This window comes from Neobacillus sp. NPDC093127, assembly GCF_044754175.1.
Taxonomy (GTDB): domain Bacteria; phylum Bacillota; class Bacilli; order Bacillales; family Cytobacillaceae; genus Neobacillus.
In genome coordinates, this window is sequence record NZ_JBIVOP010000001.1 from 624,857 (window position 1) to 644,607 (window position 19,751).

General features: G+C 39.5%; 20 protein-coding genes. 7 read left to right on the forward strand and 13 right to left on the reverse strand.

Going from position 1 to position 19,751, the window contains the following annotated elements; translation table 11 throughout:
* Positions 1 to 101 precede the first annotated feature (101 nt).
* Positions 102 to 1,286, forward strand: coding sequence for an S-methyl-5-thioribose kinase (mtnK, locus tag ACIQCO_RS03115; RefSeq protein WP_400425809.1), 1,185 nt, complete (start codon positions 102 to 104; stop codon positions 1,284 to 1,286).
* A 36-nt stretch (positions 1,287 to 1,322) separates the two neighbouring features.
* Here the strand turns inward: mtnK and ACIQCO_RS03120 are convergent, their stop codons facing one another.
* The 6 genes from ACIQCO_RS03120 to ACIQCO_RS03145 all read right to left on the reverse strand — a co-directional run bounded on the left by ACIQCO_RS03120 (position 1,323) and on the right by ACIQCO_RS03145 (position 9,140).
* Positions 1,323 to 2,450, reverse strand: a complete 1,128-nt coding sequence (locus ACIQCO_RS03120) for an ATP-binding protein (RefSeq protein WP_400425811.1) — start codon at positions 2,448 to 2,450, stop codon at positions 1,323 to 1,325.
* A gap of 164 nt (positions 2,451 to 2,614) precedes the next feature.
* Positions 2,615 to 4,909, reverse strand: a complete 2,295-nt coding sequence (locus tag ACIQCO_RS03125; protein WP_400425813.1) for a thiamine pyrophosphate-dependent enzyme — start codon at positions 4,907 to 4,909, stop codon at positions 2,615 to 2,617.
* Positions 4,909 to 5,922 carry a 2-oxoacid:acceptor oxidoreductase family protein gene (locus ACIQCO_RS03130; protein WP_400425815.1) on the reverse strand — a complete coding sequence of 338 codons (1,014 nt, stop codon included), beginning with the start codon at positions 5,920 to 5,922 and terminating at the stop codon, positions 4,909 to 4,911. The genes ACIQCO_RS03125 and ACIQCO_RS03130 overlap by 1 nt, the downstream gene beginning before the upstream one ends.
* 288 nt (positions 5,923 to 6,210) lie before the next feature.
* Complete coding sequence (locus tag ACIQCO_RS03135; protein WP_400425817.1) at positions 6,211 to 6,930, reverse strand: LutC/YkgG family protein; 720 nt, start codon at positions 6,928 to 6,930, stop codon at positions 6,211 to 6,213.
* Positions 6,930 to 8,357, reverse strand: a complete 1,428-nt coding sequence (locus ACIQCO_RS03140; protein WP_400425821.1) for a LutB/LldF family L-lactate oxidation iron-sulfur protein — start codon at positions 8,355 to 8,357, stop codon at positions 6,930 to 6,932. Before ACIQCO_RS03140 ends, ACIQCO_RS03135 begins: the two co-directional genes overlap by 1 nt.
* Positions 8,358 to 8,423: 66 nt before the next feature.
* Complete coding sequence (locus ACIQCO_RS03145; RefSeq protein ID WP_400425825.1) at positions 8,424 to 9,140, reverse strand: (Fe-S)-binding protein; 717 nt, start codon at positions 9,138 to 9,140, stop codon at positions 8,424 to 8,426.
* Between the two features lie 127 nt (positions 9,141 to 9,267).
* On the opposite strand from ACIQCO_RS03145, the gene ACIQCO_RS03150 reads away from it, so the two are divergent.
* A complete protein-coding gene (locus ACIQCO_RS03150; RefSeq protein ID WP_400425827.1) occupies positions 9,268 to 11,016 on the forward strand; it encodes a B12-binding domain-containing radical SAM protein in 1,749 nt (582 codons plus the stop codon).
* Positions 11,017 to 11,040: 24 nt separating this feature from the next.
* On the opposite strand, the gene ACIQCO_RS03155 is transcribed toward ACIQCO_RS03150, so the two are convergent.
* On the reverse strand, positions 11,041 to 11,205 hold the full coding sequence (locus ACIQCO_RS03155; protein ID WP_400425829.1) for a hypothetical protein: 165 nt from the start codon (positions 11,203 to 11,205) through the stop codon (positions 11,041 to 11,043).
* Positions 11,206 to 11,337: 132 nt separating this feature from the next.
* On the opposite strand from ACIQCO_RS03155, the gene ACIQCO_RS03160 reads away from it, so the two are divergent.
* Positions 11,338 to 11,691 (forward strand): DUF3905 domain-containing protein, encoded by a 354-nt coding sequence (locus ACIQCO_RS03160; RefSeq protein ID WP_400425831.1) that lies wholly within the window; start codon positions 11,338 to 11,340, stop codon positions 11,689 to 11,691.
* A 113-nt stretch (positions 11,692 to 11,804) separates the two neighbouring features.
* Positions 11,805 to 12,008, forward strand: a complete 204-nt coding sequence (locus ACIQCO_RS03165) for an alpha/beta-type small acid-soluble spore protein (protein ID WP_024030518.1) — start codon at positions 11,805 to 11,807, stop codon at positions 12,006 to 12,008.
* Positions 12,009 to 12,049: 41 nt separating this feature from the next.
* Here ACIQCO_RS03165 and ACIQCO_RS03170 read toward each other — a convergent pair whose 3' ends face one another.
* From ACIQCO_RS03170 to ACIQCO_RS03185, 4 genes are all read right to left on the reverse strand, one after another.
* Positions 12,050 to 13,159, reverse strand: coding sequence for an anti-sigma factor domain-containing protein (locus ACIQCO_RS03170; protein ID WP_400425833.1), 1,110 nt, complete (start codon positions 13,157 to 13,159; stop codon positions 12,050 to 12,052).
* Entirely contained in the window at positions 13,156 to 13,902 is a 747-nt protein-coding gene (sigI, locus tag ACIQCO_RS03175) for an RNA polymerase sigma factor SigI (RefSeq protein ID WP_400425835.1), read from the reverse strand. Before sigI ends, ACIQCO_RS03170 begins: the two co-directional genes overlap by 4 nt.
* Positions 13,903 to 14,080: 178 nt before the next feature.
* On the reverse strand, positions 14,081 to 14,548 hold the full coding sequence (locus ACIQCO_RS03180; protein WP_400425837.1) for a hypothetical protein: 468 nt from the start codon (positions 14,546 to 14,548) through the stop codon (positions 14,081 to 14,083).
* A gap of 153 nt (positions 14,549 to 14,701) precedes the next feature.
* Positions 14,702 to 16,282: a peptide chain release factor 3 gene (locus tag ACIQCO_RS03185; protein ID WP_400425839.1), complete on the reverse strand. Its 1,581-nt coding sequence runs from the start codon at positions 16,280 to 16,282 to the stop codon at positions 14,702 to 14,704.
* A 171-nt stretch (positions 16,283 to 16,453) separates the two neighbouring features.
* On the opposite strand from ACIQCO_RS03185, the gene ACIQCO_RS03190 reads away from it, so the two are divergent.
* The 3 genes from ACIQCO_RS03190 to ACIQCO_RS03200 all read left to right on the forward strand — a co-directional run bounded on the left by ACIQCO_RS03190 (position 16,454) and on the right by ACIQCO_RS03200 (position 19,290).
* Positions 16,454 to 16,714: a hypothetical protein gene (locus tag ACIQCO_RS03190; protein WP_400425841.1), complete on the forward strand. Its 261-nt coding sequence runs from the start codon at positions 16,454 to 16,456 to the stop codon at positions 16,712 to 16,714.
* Positions 16,715 to 17,040: 326 nt separating this feature from the next.
* Positions 17,041 to 18,780, forward strand: coding sequence for an AAA family ATPase (locus tag ACIQCO_RS03195; protein ID WP_400425843.1), 1,740 nt, complete (start codon positions 17,041 to 17,043; stop codon positions 18,778 to 18,780).
* Positions 18,781 to 18,888: 108 nt separating this feature from the next.
* Complete coding sequence (locus ACIQCO_RS03200; RefSeq protein ID WP_400425845.1) at positions 18,889 to 19,290, forward strand: YkvA family protein; 402 nt, start codon at positions 18,889 to 18,891, stop codon at positions 19,288 to 19,290.
* Positions 19,291 to 19,329: 39 nt separating this feature from the next.
* Here the strand turns inward: ACIQCO_RS03200 and ACIQCO_RS03205 are convergent, their stop codons facing one another.
* Positions 19,330 to 19,473, reverse strand: a complete 144-nt coding sequence (locus tag ACIQCO_RS03205) for a YjcZ family sporulation protein (protein WP_082804834.1) — start codon at positions 19,471 to 19,473, stop codon at positions 19,330 to 19,332.
* A 31-nt stretch (positions 19,474 to 19,504) separates the two neighbouring features.
* A complete protein-coding gene (locus ACIQCO_RS03210) occupies positions 19,505 to 19,600 on the reverse strand; it encodes a YjcZ family sporulation protein (RefSeq protein ID WP_082804835.1) in 96 nt (31 codons plus the stop codon).
* Between the last annotated feature and the right edge of the window lie 151 nt (positions 19,601 to 19,751).

Below are 19,751 nucleotides of genomic sequence, written 5' to 3' on the forward strand. Positions count from 1 at the left end.
GAAGAGTAACCGTCTTCTAGCCTCTTTCAGATGAGAAAGAGGCTTTTTTAGTGCAGAAATTAGCACAGATAAGCCTCCACTAATTAGGAGGATTTATAGAAATGAGTCTATTAAAGCAAACAACTTATCAGCCATTAACCGAAACTACCGCCACAGAGATAGCCTTAGCATTAAACCTTTTTTCTGATAACACTAAACTTTCCTGTAAGGAGATTGGTGATGGGAATCTTAATTTAGTTTTTCATATTGTCGACGAAAAGAACGGAAAAGGCGTAATCATCAAACAAGCTCTTCCATATGCCAAAGTTGTAGGCGAAAGCTGGCCATTGACACTTAAAAGGGCAAAGATTGAAGCAGATGCCTTGAAAATATTCGGTTCTATTGCTCCAAATTATGTTCCAGAGGTTTACTATACTAATGATGTACTGGCCGTGACTGTCATGGAAGACCTCTCCCATCTTTTGATTGCGAGAAAGGGATTTATTAAAGGGGAAACCTACCCGCTTCTTTCCCAGCATCTGGGTGAATATCTGGCGAGAACACTCTTTTTCACATCCGATTATGGATTAAGTCCATCTGTAAAAAAAGAACAGGTTCAGCAGTTTATCAATCCTGAGCTTTGCAAAATCACCGAGGATTTAATTTTCACCGATCCATTCTTTGATGCAGAGACCAACGATTTCGAGGCTGGCTTGCGTAGTACAGTTGAGGCACTTTGGAAAGATGAGGAACTGAAATTTCATGTGAACGTATTGAAGAAAAGTTTTTTAACAGAAGCAGAAGTTCTCCTTCACGGAGATTTGCATACAGGAAGTGTTTTTGCCAATGATTCGGAAACAAAAGTTATTGACCCCGAATTTGCGTTTTATGGTCCCGCCGGATTTGATATTGGCCAGATATTTGCGAATCTCCTTTTCCAAGTCCTAGTGAACGAGCAAAAACAAGCTCTCTTTATCAATCATCTTGAAACAGTGTGGAATGTATTTGAAGAACAATTCACACGCCTTTGGAACACTGAAAATAAGGAACATTTAGCACTATCATCCGTATTCTTACACTACAATTTAGCTAAGTTTTTCGAGGATGCTCTTGGTTTTGCTGGCTGTGAGCTAATTCGGAGAACCATTGGACTCGCACATGTTGCCGATTTAGATAGTATTAATGAGGAGCAAACCAGATTAGCTGCCAAACGTAAAACGTTGGAGCTTGGAGGAATCCTTATCAAACAAAGGAAAGAAATCAAGAATTTTGGAGCTTTTATTGGTACGGTTAAAGGATTCCTTTAATCGAAAAAGCAATCCGATGTTATTCGGATTGCTTTTTTACTTTGGTATTGCAACATTGTTATCGTCAATTGGAAGGGTGATCCGAAAAATCGTCCCTTTTCCTTCTTCACTTTCAACGATTATGGTTCCTTTATGTTCTGCAATAATGCGAAAGCTTACCATTAATCCAAGGCCAGTACCTGAGTCCTTAGTTGTATAAAATGGTTCACCAAGCTTATTTATGATTTCTTTCGGTATTCCGCATCCTTCATCCTCAATCGAGATACTCATTCGATCCGCAAGTTTCTTAATAGTAATGGTTATATTCCCGCCTTCTGGCATAACCTCAATGGCATTTTTAATTAAATTAATAAAGACTTTTTTCAACTGATTTGGTTCGCAAAAAATAGGTGGAAGCTGTTCATTATAGTTCGTAACAAATTGAACATTGTGAAGGACCGCTTGTGCAGTGAGCAAGTCGACAGTCTCCTTCATGATTTGAGTTATTTCCTTCTCTTCATACCTAGTTGCTTGCGGTTTAGCAAGAATCAAAAATTCATTGATAATCGAATCAATTCGCTGAAGCTCCGAGGTAATAACCTGATAATACATCGAATGCTCTTTCATGATACTGCCTTCAAGTAATTGGATGAAACCTTTTAAGGCTGTCATCGGATTGCGAATTTCATGGGCAATTCCTGCCGCTAGTTCGCCAATCACATTTAAGGTATCTGATTTTCGCAGATGCTCCTGCATTTCCATCTTTTCCGATATATCCTTAAAAACGGTAAAATTCAACCCCTCAACGATTTCCGCTTTTGAGGAATATTCAAAGTACCTTTTTTTTCCACCTTCTTTTTCTACCATGATTATAGAGGTACTATGCCCATCATTGAGAACCTGTTCAAAATGTTTTATTATTTCCTGTATATTGCTTTCATGATGGGTATATAAGTCGTATAACCGCAGTCCGATTAATCTTTCCTTTGGGAGGCTAAGCATTTTTTCACCAGCCAAATTAATATCAACGATATGATGCTGATTATCCCATAAAATAAGGCCATCGATGGAATCTTCAAAAATCCGTCTGTACCTTTGTTCGCTCTTCTGCAAATCAGTTTCCATCTTCCGCATTTCACTAATTTTAAGAGGTAAAGCGTTTTCCTGTTTGATCTGCTTCTCCACTTATAGCCACCCCGCGAACATAAATAATCGTCCAATAAATAGGATTATAAGTCATATATTCTACATCGAACAAGAAAAATCCTTTTCGCACGTTAAGCAAATTTTTAATGACCATGACCGTAAAAAAACGCAAAGCACTTGTGTGCTTTACGTTTTTGCATTACCTATAACATAGGATTTTCATGCTTCGCTTTTAGACGCTGCCATCTTTTTTCTACTTCTGCTTCAAACTCTTCTAAAATAGGTTTGTTTTCATCTTTTAAAAGATGTTTTGTTTTACCCATATATTTTAACCAATCAGAAAGTGGAATCCGTTTGTTCTTTTCCTCTGGATTGTAGGTAATCGTTGTTTCACCTTGTTCTACTTCATAAAGCGGAAAGAAGCAGGAATTTACCGCAGCTTCAACAATTGTTGTACCGAATCGGTCGTCCGATTTCCAGTTTAAAGGACAAGCGATTAAGAGTTTCCCGTACACAGTCCCTACATTTTGGGCATACCACTGTGCTTTAGCACCCTTTTTCACCAAGTCTTGCGGGAAGGCTTCTGAACCTGTAAATACATACGGTATATTGGTTGCAGCCATGATTTGCGCTGTATCCTTATGGTGGAAGGCTTTACCTCGCTGTGTATTTCCCACACCAGAAGTACTTGTCATATGCCCCATTGGTGTCGAATAAGACATTTGTGAACCTGTATTCATATAGCCTTCGTTATCATATTCAAGCATAATTAATTTATGTCCGCGAAGAGCCGTACCAATGGCCGAACCCATCCCGATATCCATTCCGCCATCCCCAGTAATCATAACAAACGTAGCATCGTCAGCTACCTCGATTTCACCGCGGCGCTTCAGTTCCATAAATGCTTCAAGCGTACCGGATAATGTGGCTGCACCGTTTTGGAAGAGATTGTGAATCATCGTTTGCTTATGTGATGTGTTTGGATAACCAGTTGTTGTAACATAGGCACAGCCTGTTTGGAATAGGGTAACGACATCGCCTTCGATGCCTTTAAAGAATAATTCCAAACCAGCGAATATGCCGCATCCAGGACATGCCCCGTGACCGGAGGAAATCCGTTTCGGTTTGCCTGTAAGTGCCCGAAGCGGCGGGATTTTCACTTTTAATTTATTTGTTTCCTCATCCATTTTCACATCAATTAAGCCTGTTTTAAATGCATCTCCATGCTGCGGCATAATGACTGGCTTCAGAATTTTCTCCGGATCACCTTGAACATGACCATAGTAATCAAACGGCTTATCAGCTCTTCCTTTATCCATTGCGTCAATGGCCATATCAAAGAAAGCTTGCGCATCGGTTGCATAAAAATCCTTACCGCCGAGGCCAAAGACACGGCTTAAAACAATGGTTTGGTTTTCTTTATCATCTTGAAGTGCTGATTTTACTTCATGGGTTAAGTTAGGACCATTGGCACCGTAAGAATCAGCACGTTCTCCCACCAATAATGATTTCACATTTTTCAGGGCCTCGCGAATTTTCTTCGACGGGAATGGACGGATGATATTCGGGCTGATAACACCTGCTTTTATCCCTTTTGCACGAAGCTGATCCACAACATCCTTAGCCGATTCGGCGGCAGAGTTTAATAAGAATAAAGCGACATCAGCATCTTCCATTTTATATAAATCAAGAACAGGATATTCTCGGCCGGAAAGCTTTGCATATTCGGCAGCAACTTCTCTAAATACCTCACCGGCATTGTAGATTGCTTCTGACTGTTGGAAATGATTGTTGATGAAATCATCACCGCTCATATGGGCACCAATCGTTACTGGTTTTTGCGGATCCCTGATAAAATTGTAATCAGTTGGGCACTCGCCAACAAATTGCTGTACCACCCTGCGGTCATTAAAGTATTCCACCCGCCTTTTTTGGTGAGAGGTAAAGAAACCGTCATAGGCAACAATAACTGGCAGTCTTACTTTGGAATGCTCGGCAATTTTCAATGCCATAATATTCATATCATAAACAGCTTGCGGCGTCTTCGCAGTTAAAATAACCCATCCCGTGTTCAAGGCATAATAAAGATCAGAGTGATCTCCCCTAATATCAAGCGGTCCGCTGACTGAACGAGTTACAAGGTTCATGACCATTGGAAAACGAGTTCCCGATTGTACTGGCATCTGTTCAATCATATATAAGAACCCATTGGCACTTGTAGCATTGATCACCCGTGCACCAGTCGCGGCTGCACCATAACAAATTCCTGCTGATCCATGTTCACCATCAGCCGGAATCAGTTTAATATCGTGTTCCCCGCGTGTTTTCATTTGATCTAGAAATTGCGCTACTTCTGTTGATGGTGTAATTGGGAAATAGCCCATAATATGATAATTGATTTGCGCAGCTGCCATTGCAGCCATTTCATTTCCGGACTCAAAGGTAGATACTTGTTCAGCGATACCCTGAGTTGTTAATTTATCTTCTAACATTGCCATTAGTAACTGCCTCCTAACACATATGGAAAGTTTTGCTTCACGCGATGTTCATCTGCATAACCGATTAGTTCACGAAGATTGCCAAGTGCATCGGTTGGACATGCTTCTACACATTTGAGACAGCCTTTGCAATATTGGTAATCAATTCCTTGGAGGAACATTTGTTTTCGGCCGCGTTTATCTTCTCCCTCTTCCCAAACAAAACAAAAATCCGGACAAACATTATCACATGCTGCACAATGAATACATTTATCTTGTTGAAACTCTGGCAGGAATCCTTGGCGGGAACCGCCTAAATCTTTAAAAATACTATTTGCCTGGGCAACAATAACCCCGCCAATTTCTTGCGTCATATAGCCAAGCTGTGGAAGTCCCCTGGTGAATTTTTTCCCTTCAGCACCTTCTGGAACGTCATATGTTTTAAATTGAACTTCATTATATCCGCGGTCAAAGGTGCGAATATTCGGTTCAACCAAATGAGGATATTTCTTTGTGAATGTCTTTCGAATCACATCTCTCATTGATTCCGGATCTAAGAAGTCACAAATACGATATAAGGCACCAAGCATCGCGGTATTTACTTTTGTTTTTTCCTCAACAGCAATGGTTAAGGCATCGACAATCGCAAGTGTGCCATATTCTAACTGTAAATCATGTCTAACATCATCAAAATCTCTTGCTGTATTTACCAAGACAATCCCATCAGCATTAAGGCCGCTGACAACATTAACTGTCTTATACAGTGCTTCATGGAAAACACCGACAATATGCGGCTGTTCAATTGGGCTATGATCCCTAATTTCCACATCTGGGTCACAAAAGCGGACGAAGCTTTTTACAGGAGATCCTTTTTTCTCGGATCCATAGGATGAAAAGTTTGACCCCTTTAAACCAAGGCTGAAAACACCTGCTTCAGCCAACATTTTTCCAGCTAGGTTTGCTCCCAGCCCTCCGATTGATTCTAAACGGATTTCAAAGAAACCCAATTCATTTTTTTTCGGTAAAATAGACATAATGTCCCTCCCACTTTTTCGTTCAAAAGTTCACGCAAAACAAACAAAAATATTAACTTCCCCAAAGTAATTGTAGGACTTTAAATCTGTTTATGCTGTGACAAATGTTAAACAATGCAAAAAAAATTCTATAACACAATATTTTCGAGTGAAAAATACACCAATTTATATGGTTTTAGAGCACCCATTCAATTATATAACAACAATTATCCTGTAGTATAACAGATTCAAAAAAACAAAAACCTGCCACAAATGATGCGCTGTGCCAGGTCTTTGTTTTTTATTGAATTAAAGATCGTTTATGACAATATAGGAAGCTTTAACGGGACCGTGGACACCAACAACAAGATTCAGCTCTATGTCTGCTGAATTACTTGGCCCGGTGATAAAATTAATACACGAGGCAACGTGTCCTGTTTTTTGATGAATTTCCCGCATTTTCTGTGCGGCTTGTGTGATTCTCGGAACTAACGTGCTTTTCGGTACAAGAGCAATATAGGCAGCCGGTAAAAAGCTAACCGTTCTCCCTTTGTTTTTATCGCTGAATAAAACCACCGTTCCTGATTCAGCAAGTGTTATTTCACTAATGGTGATTGCAACATTCGCCTGTTCGGCCTTTGTGATATTTTCTTCCCCTTTGCCAGGGTCCCATTCAAACAAATCGATATTTTGTTTCGGCCACTCATGTTTAAACAAAGAATCGAGTCCCCACTGTGAGAATCGTTCATCCTTCCAGGTAACCACAGGGCCGCCGCCATATCCAGACACCACTTCATTAATCTTAGAGCTTAAATCCTGGCTGTCTGTAACCGTAATACTTGTATGGATGACCTTACATTGCTCGAGCAAAACATCTAACAATTCATCTTGTGATGCCCCCTTCAATACCTCTAATTGAGGCTGAAATTTCCACTTTGGTCTTACAATCGATGTGGATTTTCGGGGACGGTCAAGACGGTTAGCTAGTTGATTTAGAAACTTATCGCGATTTTGTATGGTTCCTGTCATCATTTTTTGTCTCCTTTTTCACGGTTTTTAAACCAATCTCTAAATCTCTCTTTATTCGGTGCCGGAAACTCGCGAATATCCGTCCAGGCTTTTAACGGACCCGGTCCTTTAGAAATTTTATCTCCCACCGTGAAGGGATTCATTGCCGCTGGAGCAATTTTAGAACCAATCTTATATAAGATCGGAGAAGCCGCTCCCAATCCAAATGCCTTCATGGCTAATTTTTCAGAAATAGGTGCTTTTCCTTCTTTTTCAACAATGATTTCGCGATGTTTATGCAGGAGATTGTGTAACGGGATTTTTACTGGACAAACCTCTGTACAAGCCCCGCAAAGTGTGGATGCATAAGGAAGTTCTTTGTATTCGTCATAACCGCCAAGCAGTGGAGAAAGGACTGCTCCAATTGGACCGGAATAAATTGATCCATAGGAATGACCGCCGACATGGCGATATACAGGGCAGACATTTATACAGGCTGCGCAGCGGATACACTGCAAGACCGATTGAAATTCCCCTCCCAGGATGTTCGAGCGGCCATTATCAATAATAACGAGATGAAATTCCTCCGGACCATCAACATCTAGTTCTTCCTTTGGACCTGTTAGAATCGTAATATAGCTTGTTAATTTTTGCCCAACGGCACTTCTTGTCAGCAGGCTGACGAGGACTTCCATTTCTTCAAATGTAGGTACAAGACGTTCCATTCCCATGACAGTGATTTGTGTTTTTGGAAGTGCCGTTACTAAGTCTGCGTTCCCTTCATTTGTGACTAAACTGAATGAGCCCGTTTCAGCAACAGCAAAATTGCAGCCCGTGATGCCGATGTCCGCAGACAGGTATTCCTTACGGAGCATCTCACGTGCATGCCAGGCCAATTCTTCGGGCTTGGACGTCTTTTCATAGCCAAGCTTTTCAGCAAAGACGTCACGGATTTGCTCTTTATTTTTATGTAACGCAGGCACAACGATATGTGATGGAGGGTCATGATCATCAATTTGAAGAATATACTCGCCAAGGTCTGTTTCAATGACCTCACAGCCTTCCTGTTCTAACACAGTATTTAGGCTGATTTCCTCAGTAACCATTGATTTTGATTTAACAATTTTTTTAGCATTTTTCTTTTGAACAATACCCCTGATATACTCATTTGCTTCTTCCTTCGTTTGGGCGAAAAAGACATGGCCGCCCCGTTTCGCGACATTATCACTTAATTGTTCCAAATAATAATCCAAGTTTTCGAGGACATGCTGGCGGATTTCTTCACCATGTGAACGCCAATCCTCCCAGTTGCCAAGCTCCTCAGTAGCAATGCGTCTTTTTGTGCTCATTCCGTCCTGCGCCCCGGCAACTGCGCCGCGCATAAAGGAATCATGAATCCCTTTGTCAACACGTTCTTTAAATTGATCCGCACCAATCTTCATTGCCATTCGTCTTCCTCCCACCCTAAAAAAATATGTCTCACGAATTGAAATTCCTTGTATGCATTAAATTCATTACAGGCTATTTAAAACCTCAGCAATATGCAAAACTTTAATTGGCTTACCCTTTCTCTCAATCCGGCCGCCGATATTCATAAGGCAGGCTGCATCTGCTCCAAGAAGGTATTCTGCTTCTGTTTCTTCCACGTGCTGAACTTTTTCGTCCACCATTTGCTCTGAAATTTGGGCCATTTTCACGGAAAAGGTTCCTCCAAAACCACAGCATTGTTCCTTTCCTGGTAATTCAGAGAATATAAGACCCTTTACATTTTTCAAGAGAATCATTGGAGCCTCTTTAACCCCTAGTAATCTTGTCATATGGCAGGATGTATGATAGGTAACACTTCCCTCAAACCTGGCACCCACATCCTCGACTTTTAAAACATCGACAATAAATTGAGTTAGTTCAAATGTTTTCTCAGCCAATTGTTTAGCTTTCGGCTCCCAAATTGGATCTCCCTTAAAAATATGTGGATATTCCTGAAACATATAAGCACATGACCCCGACGGTGAAACAACATATTCTGCATCACTAAAAGTATTAATCATCCGTTTCATTGCCTCTTTTGAATCTTTAACATAACCGCTATTGTAGGCGGGCTGACCGCAGCATACTTGTGATTCAGGAAACTCAATTTCACAACCGAGCCTCTCAAGCAATTCAACCGAAGATTTTCCTACATTACTTTGAAACATATCTACTAAACAAGTGGCAAAAAGCGTAACCTTCATTTTTCTCTTCCTCTCCTAAACCATTGCTAAAGATCATATCCTAATTATACACTGTACGGCTTCTATCTTTTTAGACTAGAATAAGTTATAATTATTCATTGTTTCATTTTTAAAAAGGAGTTTTTTTATGAATGTTATCTGTTCTACCTTGAACGCCAAATATATCCACACAAACCTTGCGATTCGTTATTTAAAGGCATATGCCGCTCCCGAATATAATATACAAATGAGAGAGTACACGATTAAAGATCCAATCATGAACATCGTTTCCGACCTTTATCAAGCGAAACCAACGGTGATTGGATTTAGCTGCTATATCTGGAATATCGAAGAAACCCTTAAAGTTGTAAATATGCTTAAGAAAATCGATCCGTCCATCTTGATTGTCTTAGGTGGTCCTGAAGTAACCTACGATACGACTGAGTGGATGGAAACACATCCTGAAGTAGATTTTATTGTCATCGGAGAGGGTGAACAAACGTTTAAACAACTGCTCACCGAAATAGAAACGGCCAAAAATTATCAGAATGTCCATGGGATTGCCTATCGTGAAGAAGGTCAAATCAAGATAACATTACAAATGAATAAGCTTGACCTTAAAGAACTTCCATCACCGTATCGATTCCTTGAGGATATGGCGGGTCTTGGAAAACGAGTCACATATATTGAAACAAGCAGAGGCTGTCCGTTTAGCTGTCAATTCTGCCTCTCTTCGATAGAAGTTGGGGTTCGTTATTTTGATCGGGAAAAAATTAAGGAAGATATTCGCTATTTAATGGCTAATGGTGCAAAGACAATTAAGTTCGTCGACCGGACATTTAATATCAGCCGAAGCTATGCGATGGAAATGTTCCGCTTTCTGATAGATGAACATCTTCCGGGGAGCGTATTTCAATTTGAAATTACCGCAGATATCATGCGCCCAGAGGTTATTGAATTTCTTAATCAAGAGGCTCCAAAAGGGCTCTTCCGTTTTGAAATAGGCGTTCAATCAACCAATGATTATACGAATGAGCTCGTGATGCGTAAGCAAAATTTCTCAAAGTTAACTAGAACTGTCACAATGGTTAAAGAAGGCAGGAAAATTGATCAGCACCTTGATTTGATTGCGGGACTTCCGGAAGAAGATTATTCTTCTTTTCGCAAAACATTCAATGATGTTTTTGAAATGCGGCCTGAAGAATTGCAATTAGGATTTTTGAAAATGCTCCGGGGAACAGGGTTACGACTCCGGGCTGAGCAGCAACAATATGTCTATATGGATCATTCCCCATATGAAATCTTGTCTAACAATGTTCTGTCTTTCGATGATATTGTTCGGATTAAACAAGTGGAAGACGTGTTAGAAAAATATTGGAATGATCATAGAATGGATACTGCAATAGAGTACTTGGTAACGAGTATTTTCCGCTCCCCATTTGATTTCTTTCAGGAATTTGGTTCTTATTGGGACATGCAAGGCTGGTCACGAATCGGTCATCAGCTTGAGGACTTATTCCGGCGCTTATATTCCTTCCTTGAACAGAAATCGGCAGGTAATCTTGAAGTCATCCTTGGACTCATGAAGTATGATTATTTAAAAAATCATAAATACAAACCGAGAAAGCCTTGGTGGGGTCCAACACTTGATAAAACTGAGCGTTCACAGCTTTATAAACAAATCCTTGAAAATCGACAATTTCTCGGTCAAGAATTCGTAGAGCTTAAACTAGAAGAAAAGGATTTATATAAGCATACCATGCTTGAAGAACTTTCCTTTGATTTAACAAAGTTTTTAGCAACAGGAGAAATTGATCAGCAGCCTGGCTATTTATTAGCTTATTTTGACCCGACCAACGATCAGACTCTTATTTTTCCATTTAAGGAATTGAAATAAGCCGGATATTCCGGCTTATTTTTTTTATTCGCTTCTTCCTTTTTTCCCTAATTTTGAATTGCGGTTTGCAAACCTAATCGCATTGTTATTATCGGTAAATTCTGCTGAGAATTCACTTTCCTGAATATTTTTGTGAGGTGTTTTTGTATATTTTTCCACTGCATCAAATTCTGCTTTTCGCTTCGCCATAAAGTATCCTCCTAAAATGTAATCGTACATATATAGTTTTAATCATATTGACTGCAATCATTCCTTTCCTTATTTTTCATAAATAAAATTACACTAAAAGCGGAAAATAATGAAAAAACAGGAGTGAGCAGTATGACTAAGAAAACTAAGAAAGAGACTAGCGAGCAGGTAACCATCGACGAAACAATGCCACATCAAATAAATGCTCCAAGCTTTAAGGGTACCAACATTAAAATGAACGATCCATTTGTCAATAAACATGGCGTGACTATCGGGGACAGTCTATATGCCTCTGACAATTCCCCTTTAGAAAACTGGACTGAGGATACTGACCCTGAGATTATGGCAGGTGATGAATGGGTTCATCCTACTAATGATATTGGCTGGAACACAACCGAGAACCGGGAGCTTCTTGAAAGTAAGCGCAAACCACAAGCATCTCCCTTTATGCACCCAACAATAGATGCAGGTAAAGGGACGGATTGATATGAAATATCCAATTCCGAAAAACATTACCACTTATGAAAAAAGGTTTGCAGCTAAATAATATTTATACAGGGGTTTAAAACCGCTGTAATGATTTTAAGGAGTGGAACTTAATGGCTAATAGCAGCAACAAATTACTAGTGCCAGGAATTGAACAATATTTAGATCAAGTAAAATACGAAATTGCCCAAGAATTTGGTGTTCACTTAGGTTCAGATACAGTTTCTAGAGCCAACGGATCTGTAGGCGGCGAAATTACCAAAAGACTTGTACAGCAAGCTCAAGCCCAAATGTCTGGACAATTTAACAAACAATAATTTAATATACATGGAAAAAAGTCCGGTATTTTACCGGACTTTTACTTATTTCTATGTTTTTCGTGATTATTTCCGTTGTGTTTTTCGTTATTACTTCCGTTGTGTTTTTCTTTATTTTTTTCGTTATGTTTTTCGTTATTTCTTCCGTTGTGTCTGCCGTTATCTTTTCCATTATTTTTGAATTTTTGATTCTCGTTTGATTTTTCCTTTTGGAAAGATTGTTTTTTTGTCTGCCCATTGTTTTGTTTCAGTTGCTCTTCTTCCATTTTCTTCAACTGCCCAGGGGGAATTGACTTTCCGCCCCAACGATTAGGTTCTCCCTGCGATTTATTTCTTTCGCTTTGATTGAAGCCTTTTTCGGTTTCTACCTGTTTTTTCAATTGCCCCGGTGGAACTGTTTTCCCAGGCTCGGATGAAACAGCATTTTTTTCCTGCCTTTTTTCAATGGTTTTTTCTTTCTCATTGTTTTTCCCGCTATTAGCTGGTTCAATTTTGTTTTCTTGATACTTTCCTGCAGTAATTCCCAGTTCATGTGCTTTATTCAAGTCTTTTTCTGTAGCTGTTACCACTGTCAGTGCTAAATGCTGATTGTTTACTGTCGCTTTAATCTTATCCATATTCTTTTGGAACTCTTTTTCTACACTTTCTTCTGGTTGTTTGGTCCTGACAGTAGAAATAATCACTTGTTGATTATCGATAATCAAACCGGCTTTTTTCATTTCAGTAAAAATAAGCGCTGTTAATTCCGATACATCCATTTTTCTCCAATCACTTAATTGAGAAATGATTTTCTTACCGGTTTGGTTGTACCCATTTAACTCGACAACCTGCATTTTTTTATTTACACCAAGCTCAATACTTGGGTTTACATCAATCGACATATAGGCGTATGCTTTATTATTTTGATACATCGGAATATAGGAGCCAAGAAAAATCATCAGTGCAGCCATAACAGCCCAAACGGTTTTACGTTTAAAAATTGTTAAAAAACGATTTGATTGATAATGATGTATGCTTTCAATCGGAAAAAAGTGGATTTCTTCACCGATAGTATAGGGTTGGTCTTGCTTGTTTGCCCGCAAAAATTCACCCTCGGGGGTTAAAAGTGTTAAAAATGCATCATCAATTCCCATTATAACTCCCTTTTTCATGTGTCTAGCACCCCCTTTATATAATCTTTCATAAATACATAATCGCTTGATAAAATAAGTGCAATTGCAATAATATATTTTCGGTTCCGTTCAATTGTCTTTCTACTTACATTTACCATTTTTTCTAATTGCTTAATGGGAAGGCGTTTTTTCTCAAATAATATTTTTTTCAATTCTTGGTCTTCTACTAACATTTTCGCGGCTATAATGGCATTTTTCCGTGCATCAGCATGCTTTGGCGAATTCTCAACTAAGTCGCTAAAGGATAAATCAAAGGTTGTTAATAATGCTTGAAAGTGATGAATTTCATCTTTCCTTAATTGTTCGTCCCTTTTTTTATGATAATCATCAAGGGATAGTTCATTTACGATGACCGTCCCCGCTGATTCTTCCTCAGACGATGCATCGGTCAAATCAATACTAATATGTTGATTTTTAGTCTGTTTACGGATATAGTCGATCACTCTTCGCTTAATAATGATTTCAGAAAAGCTCAACAATGAACTTCCCCGCTCTGGAGAATATTTTTCAATCGCTTCATTAAACGCGATGAGACCAATGCTAAATTCATCATCAGTTTCATAAATGTACCGTTTGCATACGGATGACACAGTTTTTGCAATAAAAGGTTTATAGGCGTCAATTAGTTCATCAAGTAAATTGCGGTCCCCTTCCTGAATTAACAGGACCGTTTCTTCCAAAGTTCTTTTTTTCCTCTTAGCCATAAACAATAAACTCAGCATTTGCTCACCTCTATTCGACCAATTATACCATATGATTGATATTTTGGACTTTAAGAGGGTGTTACTTTTTCACTACATAGTTACGTTTACCCTGAAACAATTTGTGGGGGTTAAGAAAAAATATTTTCCCAACAAAAAATCTTCAATCCGAGAACAAAGATTGAAGATTTTTGGAGAATTATTCATTGTGGAATTTTCGTGACAATGTATATTTGATTAAAAAACCAATTAGTAACCCAGGAATTAAAAACATCATTGGCAAAAATACCGGACCAGGATGAATATGGAAAATGGTAACTTTCGGGGATACCATTAAACCCACTGTGACAAAATATGCACTAAACACAAACGGCAAAAAGGAGTATTTTTCTTCTTTTGGCATCGCCATTCGATAACCATCCCACAAGGAAAACAAATAAACACATGGATAAAACATGAGCCACTGATAGTTTAAAACCGCTTCAGCTTTTTCAATTTCGCCTAGGAAACTATACATGATCGCTTGGTTAAAATGGCTATTAACATTCATAAGGAACTCTAAGGCTACTAACAATACACCTTTGAGATAGTGGCCTGTTAACAATTGACTGAAACCAGGAAAGGCAATATTCCATAACACCGCTTCCAATCTGCTCATCTTTTTCATAATACTATCCCGTTTCTATATGGCAATTTAATTTCTTTCGCTTTAGTTTATCCAGATTTTTACCAAATTAACGAGCACTTTACCAATTATTTTCCCAACCTAATTTGCTTAAAATACATAAAAGCAGCGGGATTCTTCCCCGCTGCTTTATTGTTATTCATGCTGATCCATTGGATTATACAGTTTAACGTTTGGATTTTTCTCTTGGAACCATCTAAGGGCAAAGTCGTTCTCAAATAAAAACACATAATGGCCATAACGGTCCTTTACAAGCAGGCTCCGGGAACTAGAAAGATTCTCGTCAACCGTATCTCCTTCAATCCAGCGTGCTATCTTCGAACCCATCCGCTCCATTATAACCTCTGAATTATACTCATTTCTCATTCGATGCTCAAATACTTCAAACTGCAGCTGCCCAACTGCACCCAATAAATAATCATCAGTTTTAATCGTTTTGTAAAGCTGGATTGCTCCTTCTTGAACAAGCTGCTGGATTCCTTTATAAAAGGACTTTTGTTTCATAACGTTTTTCGCGGATACCCTGACATATAATTCTGGTGTAAACTGCGGCAATTTTTCATATTGAAAATTATCTTTACCAGTTGTCAGAGTATCCCCTATTTGATAGGTGCCCGTGTCATAAAGTCCAATTATGTCCCCACTGACGGCCTCATCCACCGTATTCCGTTCTTCAGCCATAAACGAGGTCGATTGTGAAAGCTTGATTTGTTTAGCCAACCGAGGAACATTAACCGTCATTCCACGTTCAAATTTCCCCGAACAGATCCGTACAAAGGCAATCCGGTCACGGTGTGCTGGGTTCATATTGGCTTGAATTTTAAAGACAAAACCTGAAAATTGATCCCCTAATGGGTCAATTTCTCCAATCGATGAATTACGGGCCATTGGTGCAGGTGCAAATTTCAGATAAGACTCAAGAAATGTCTGAACTCCAAAATTTGTTAATGCACTACCAAAGAAAACAGGCGTCAAGGAACCTGCTGCCACTTTTTCTGCAGAAAACTCATTCCCTGCTTCATTTAGAAGCAAAATTTCATCCAGTGTTTGATCATAAAGACCAGATAATTTTAACGGATGATCACCGGCAATTTCGCCATTATCGTTTACCGGAATAAATCGATCTGCATCACTTACACGAAATTGCTCGACCCGGTTATTAAAACGGTCATAGATGCCAAGAAATTCTTTCCCCATCCCAATCGGCCAGTTCATCGGATAAGATTCAATTCCGAGAACTTCTTCTAATTCAGCCAAAAGCTCAAGCGGTGATTTTCCTTGGCGGTCCAGCTTATTTATAAACGTAAAAATCGGGATACCGCGCATCCGGCACACTTTAAAAAGTTTAAGTGTTTGTTCCTCAATCCCTTTTGCCGAATCAATAATCATTACCGCACTATCTACAGCCATTAAGGTTCTGTACGTATCTTCACTGAAATCCTGGTGTCCAGGAGTATCCAAAATATTGACCCGGAATCCATCATAATCAAATTGCATCACACTGGAGGTTACGGAGATTCCCCGCTGCTTTTCAATTTCCATCCAGTCACTCGTAGCAAATTTCCCTGTTTTTTTCGCTTTTACCGTACCAGCATCGCGAATAGCTCCGCCAAATAATAGTAATTTTTCTGTGAGCGTTGTTTTCCCGGCATCCGGATGGGAAATAATCGCGAATGTTCGGCGTGTTAATACTTCTTCTTTAAAGTTCTTACCCATCATGTCTTCCTCTCTTTGTGAGAATGAATAAATTTTTAATCATACCTTCAATCATATCAGAGCGAACGATAACTTTGCAATATTTCAATAGATGGACAATAATTTATCTTTTATCCCTTATGGTAAAATAATATAATGATAATATACATTATGATTCCCCTAGGAGGAAATATGGAAATTAAGCATTTTGATCAACAAACCCTTGCATTATTGCATAAAGCGTTCGAAATTGTCCTAAAGCAAAACAACGTTACTATTAATAAAATTGGGATTGCGGAAGAAGGAGAACAGCTATTATTTTTGTATGAAGATCGTGACGAAAAAATTCATGTTTTCAAATGGAGTAAAGCATCCAGTGTCGGAGTAAGTTTTGGTGTTCTAGCGCAAAGTGTGTTAATGCCCATCATCCCGCACCTTCGATTATTATCATAAATAAGAAAAGCGCAAGCGCCCTGGTCAGCGGCGTATGGCCTGGAGCTCTCCAACTGAGATAAAGGAAACACGGAGAGCGGAGCGATCCGATGTTGACTTATCGTAGGGCGGAGAGCGAAGGACATTAGCCGCTAGGGCGCTTGCGCTGGACAATTCTCAAAGTACAATGATATAAATTCTGTTATTATTCAAAAGACACACCTGCCTAGTAAAGGCTGGTGTGTCCGAATACATTGCAGCATTTCTTTCTTCCACCGATTCCCATGCCCATTTTTCTGGAAATTCCAGTATAATAGATTATGACCTTTTTTAAGGAGATGAATAGAATGAATCAAAGTAAAAAAATAGTTTCTAAATTTATTCCGCTGTTCGCAGCATTTATAATAGTGATTGCCGGAATCATTTGGTTTATCCAAACTACCAATAATCAAATCGTTATCCCCTTTTCTTCTGTCGAAAAAACCATTCAAGAGCAAAATGGGAAAACAGTCACACTTATGGAAGAATCTGACGGCAGCCTTTATCTGAAAGCCGGAAAATCAGAATTCATTTCTCATGTTCCACCAAACAGTCAAATGATTGACAAACTGGTAGAAAAGTACAATATCAACTATTCCTATTCCACCAACAGCCGTTACGGTAAATGGATTATGGCAGGAGTTATTCTCCTCCTCTTAACTGCTGGATTTCTCCTGCAAAAAAAGAAAGGCGGATTCGGCCTTCATAATTCAATGAAAAACAGCGTTGCCAAGCCGCGCCCGCTGCCTTCTATCACCTTAAGGGATGTAGGCGGACTTGGGGAAGAAATGAAAGAAGAAATTCTACAAACACTCTCAACCTTAAAAGAACCGGAACGCGCAGCAAAATTAGGAATAAAACCGCCCAAAGGAATTCTATTATTCGGACCTCCTGGAACAGGCAAAACCTTGTTAGCCCAGGCAATCGCGCGGGAATTAAATGCCGAATTCTTCTCTGCGAGCGGTTCCGCTTTCAATGAACTTTTTGTTGGAGTTGGTGCAAGTCGTGTCCGGTCTTTATTCCAAGCTGCTAGAAAACAAGGGCCTGCCGTAATTTTCATCGATGAAGTTGATGCATTAGCTGGAAAGCGGAAAGCACATGGCGGCGAGGAAGCAGAAAAAACCCTTACTGAACTGCTTGTTCAGCTTGATGGCGGTCATTCTAATGACGGAATTTTATTTATCGCCGCAACAAATAGAAAAGACATGCTTGATGAAGCCTTCCTCCGTCCAGGAAGAATCGACTTCTCCTTCCAAGTACCACTTCCTGATACGAAAGGAAGAAGAGAAATCATTGATATTCATTCAAAAGGAAAATCACTTGCTAAAGATGTCTATGCTTCATTAGATGAGCTTGCGGAAAGCACATCAGGATTTTCAGGCGCCGAACTTCAATCCCTTTTTGAGACAGCAAGCAGGCGCGCCGTTCAAAGCGGACAGGACATGATTCAAAAACATGACCTTGATTATGCCCTTGATCGGACAATCCTTGGGAGCACTTCACGGACTTTGCAGGATTATGATACAAAACGCAGAGTTGCTATTCATGAAGCCGGTCATGCGATTGTCGCATCGCTAACCAAGCCTGGTTCAGTTCGAAAAGCAACCATTATCCCACGGGGAGAAGCACTCGGCTATGTAGCCCCAATCCCAAAAGAACTCCATTTGTCGACTACCAGTGACCTCCTAGATCGTGTCGCTATGGTGCTTGCCGGTGGTGTAGCAGAAAGAATGTTTCTTGGTGAACACAGTATCGGGGTTAGCGGCGACGTACAGCAGGCAAAGCATATCATCGAGCAAATGGTGGATACAGGAATGCTTCAGGATGGTTTTACACTTACTTTTAACAAGCAGGATCAAGAAACGAAAATGCAAGAACTCTTTGCAAAAGGGATAGAGAAAGCGGAAATTCTAATAAAAGGCCATCAACCTCAGTATCAACAATTAGTCAAGGCTTTATTAAAAAACGAAACCTTAGAAGGATCTGAAATTGAAGAAATTGTCTCGGAAAAATCCAATCTGAATGTCGATGATCTCGTCCTCGTGTAAAATGAAATCCAGGTGTCGTAATTGGCATCTGGATTTTTCGTATAAATTATTCAAAAATCTAATGGATTTTCGCCTTCGTGGTAAACTAATAAAAAGGAAGTGAGCAGTTTGTTTAGGAAAAATGTTATCCTTGAAAGAGAGCAGCATAAATATGCTGACGAAGCGAAGGATTATCTTGCCAATCAGCAAAAAACGCAACAACTGTTAAATAAAGCAAGAAAAAAAGCACAGCGAAAAAAGGGAAACTTAGGGGATGCTTGGAATAAACTGCAATTATTTATTGATTTAGTAAAAGCATATTCAAAAGGTGAATATCGAAATGTCTCCACCAAGACCATTATTACCGTCATCGGGGCCCTTTTGTATTTCGTTTCACCACTTGATTTAATCCCCGACTTTATCATCGGCATGGGTTTCATCGATGATGCCGCCGTAATTGCCTATGCTCTTAAAAAGATATCAACGGAAATTGACGCATTTAGTGATTGGAAAATGTCCGGGAGGCATTAATCCAAAAAACCCGCTTGAGTTTTCAAGCGGGTTCATGGATTAAAATCTAAAGCAAGCTGCACCTACAATAATTAGAAGAATAAACAACACCACGATTAAAGCAAAGCCGCCGCCAAAGCCAACTCCGCCCCCGTACCCACAGCCGCCATAACCGCAGCCGCCAAAGCCACCATATCCATACATATTTTTTACCTCCTTTTTCTCTATATTAAACTCAGTAAACCCAAGCTGCCCCGATAATGATTAACAAAATGAACAAAACGACTAGTAGGGCAAATCCGCCGCCGTAGCCAGCTGCTACACCTGACATTTACATTACCTCCTTTTTTTGATTTCTTTATATCCTATTCACCTAGATAAAAATGTGCGATAGACACATATCCATATTGGGTAGGTTACAAAAAAAGACTAAGCCCATTTCTTATCATGTACAAATTAAAAAAATGCGGCCTAATAACCCA

Bases quoted from the DNA above. Each gene is read 5' to 3' on its own strand.
- mtnK (WP_400425809.1), top strand. From the start codon at position 102: ATGAGTCTATTAAAGCAAACAACTTATCAGCCATTAACCGAAACTACC.
- ACIQCO_RS03125 (WP_400425813.1), bottom strand. From the start codon at position 4,909: ATGGCAATGTTAGAAGATAAATTAACAACTCAGGGTATCGCTGAACAA.
- ACIQCO_RS03130 (WP_400425815.1), bottom strand. From the start codon at position 5,922: ATGTCTATTTTACCGAAAAAAAATGAATTGGGTTTCTTTGAAATCCGT.
- ACIQCO_RS03135 (WP_400425817.1), bottom strand. From the start codon at position 6,930: ATGACAGGAACCATACAAAATCGCGATAAGTTTCTAAATCAACTAGCT.
- ACIQCO_RS03140 (WP_400425821.1), bottom strand. From the start codon at position 8,357: ATGGCAATGAAGATTGGTGCGGATCAATTTAAAGAACGTGTTGACAAA.
- ACIQCO_RS03145 (WP_400425825.1), bottom strand. From the start codon at position 9,140: ATGAAGGTTACGCTTTTTGCCACTTGTTTAGTAGATATGTTTCAAAGT.
- ACIQCO_RS03150 (WP_400425827.1), top strand. From the start codon at position 9,268: ATGAATGTTATCTGTTCTACCTTGAACGCCAAATATATCCACACAAAC.
- ACIQCO_RS03155 (WP_400425829.1), bottom strand. From the start codon at position 11,205: ATGGCGAAGCGAAAAGCAGAATTTGATGCAGTGGAAAAATATACAAAA.
- ACIQCO_RS03160 (WP_400425831.1), top strand. From the start codon at position 11,338: ATGACTAAGAAAACTAAGAAAGAGACTAGCGAGCAGGTAACCATCGAC.
- ACIQCO_RS03165 (WP_024030518.1), top strand. From the start codon at position 11,805: ATGGCTAATAGCAGCAACAAATTACTAGTGCCAGGAATTGAACAATAT.
- ACIQCO_RS03170 (WP_400425833.1), bottom strand. From the start codon at position 13,159: ATGAAAAAGGGAGTTATAATGGGAATTGATGATGCATTTTTAACACTT.
- sigI (WP_400425835.1), bottom strand. From the start codon at position 13,902: ATGCTGAGTTTATTGTTTATGGCTAAGAGGAAAAAAAGAACTTTGGAA.
- ACIQCO_RS03180 (WP_400425837.1), bottom strand. From the start codon at position 14,548: ATGAAAAAGATGAGCAGATTGGAAGCGGTGTTATGGAATATTGCCTTT.
- ACIQCO_RS03185 (WP_400425839.1), bottom strand. From the start codon at position 16,282: ATGGGTAAGAACTTTAAAGAAGAAGTATTAACACGCCGAACATTCGCG.
- ACIQCO_RS03190 (WP_400425841.1), top strand. From the start codon at position 16,454: ATGGAAATTAAGCATTTTGATCAACAAACCCTTGCATTATTGCATAAA.
- ACIQCO_RS03195 (WP_400425843.1), top strand. From the start codon at position 17,041: ATGAATCAAAGTAAAAAAATAGTTTCTAAATTTATTCCGCTGTTCGCA.
- ACIQCO_RS03205 (WP_082804834.1), bottom strand. From the start codon at position 19,473: ATGTATGGATATGGTGGCTTTGGCGGCTGCGGTTATGGCGGCTGTGGG.
- ACIQCO_RS03210 (WP_082804835.1), bottom strand. From the start codon at position 19,600: ATGTCAGGTGTAGCAGCTGGCTACGGCGGCGGATTTGCCCTACTAGTC.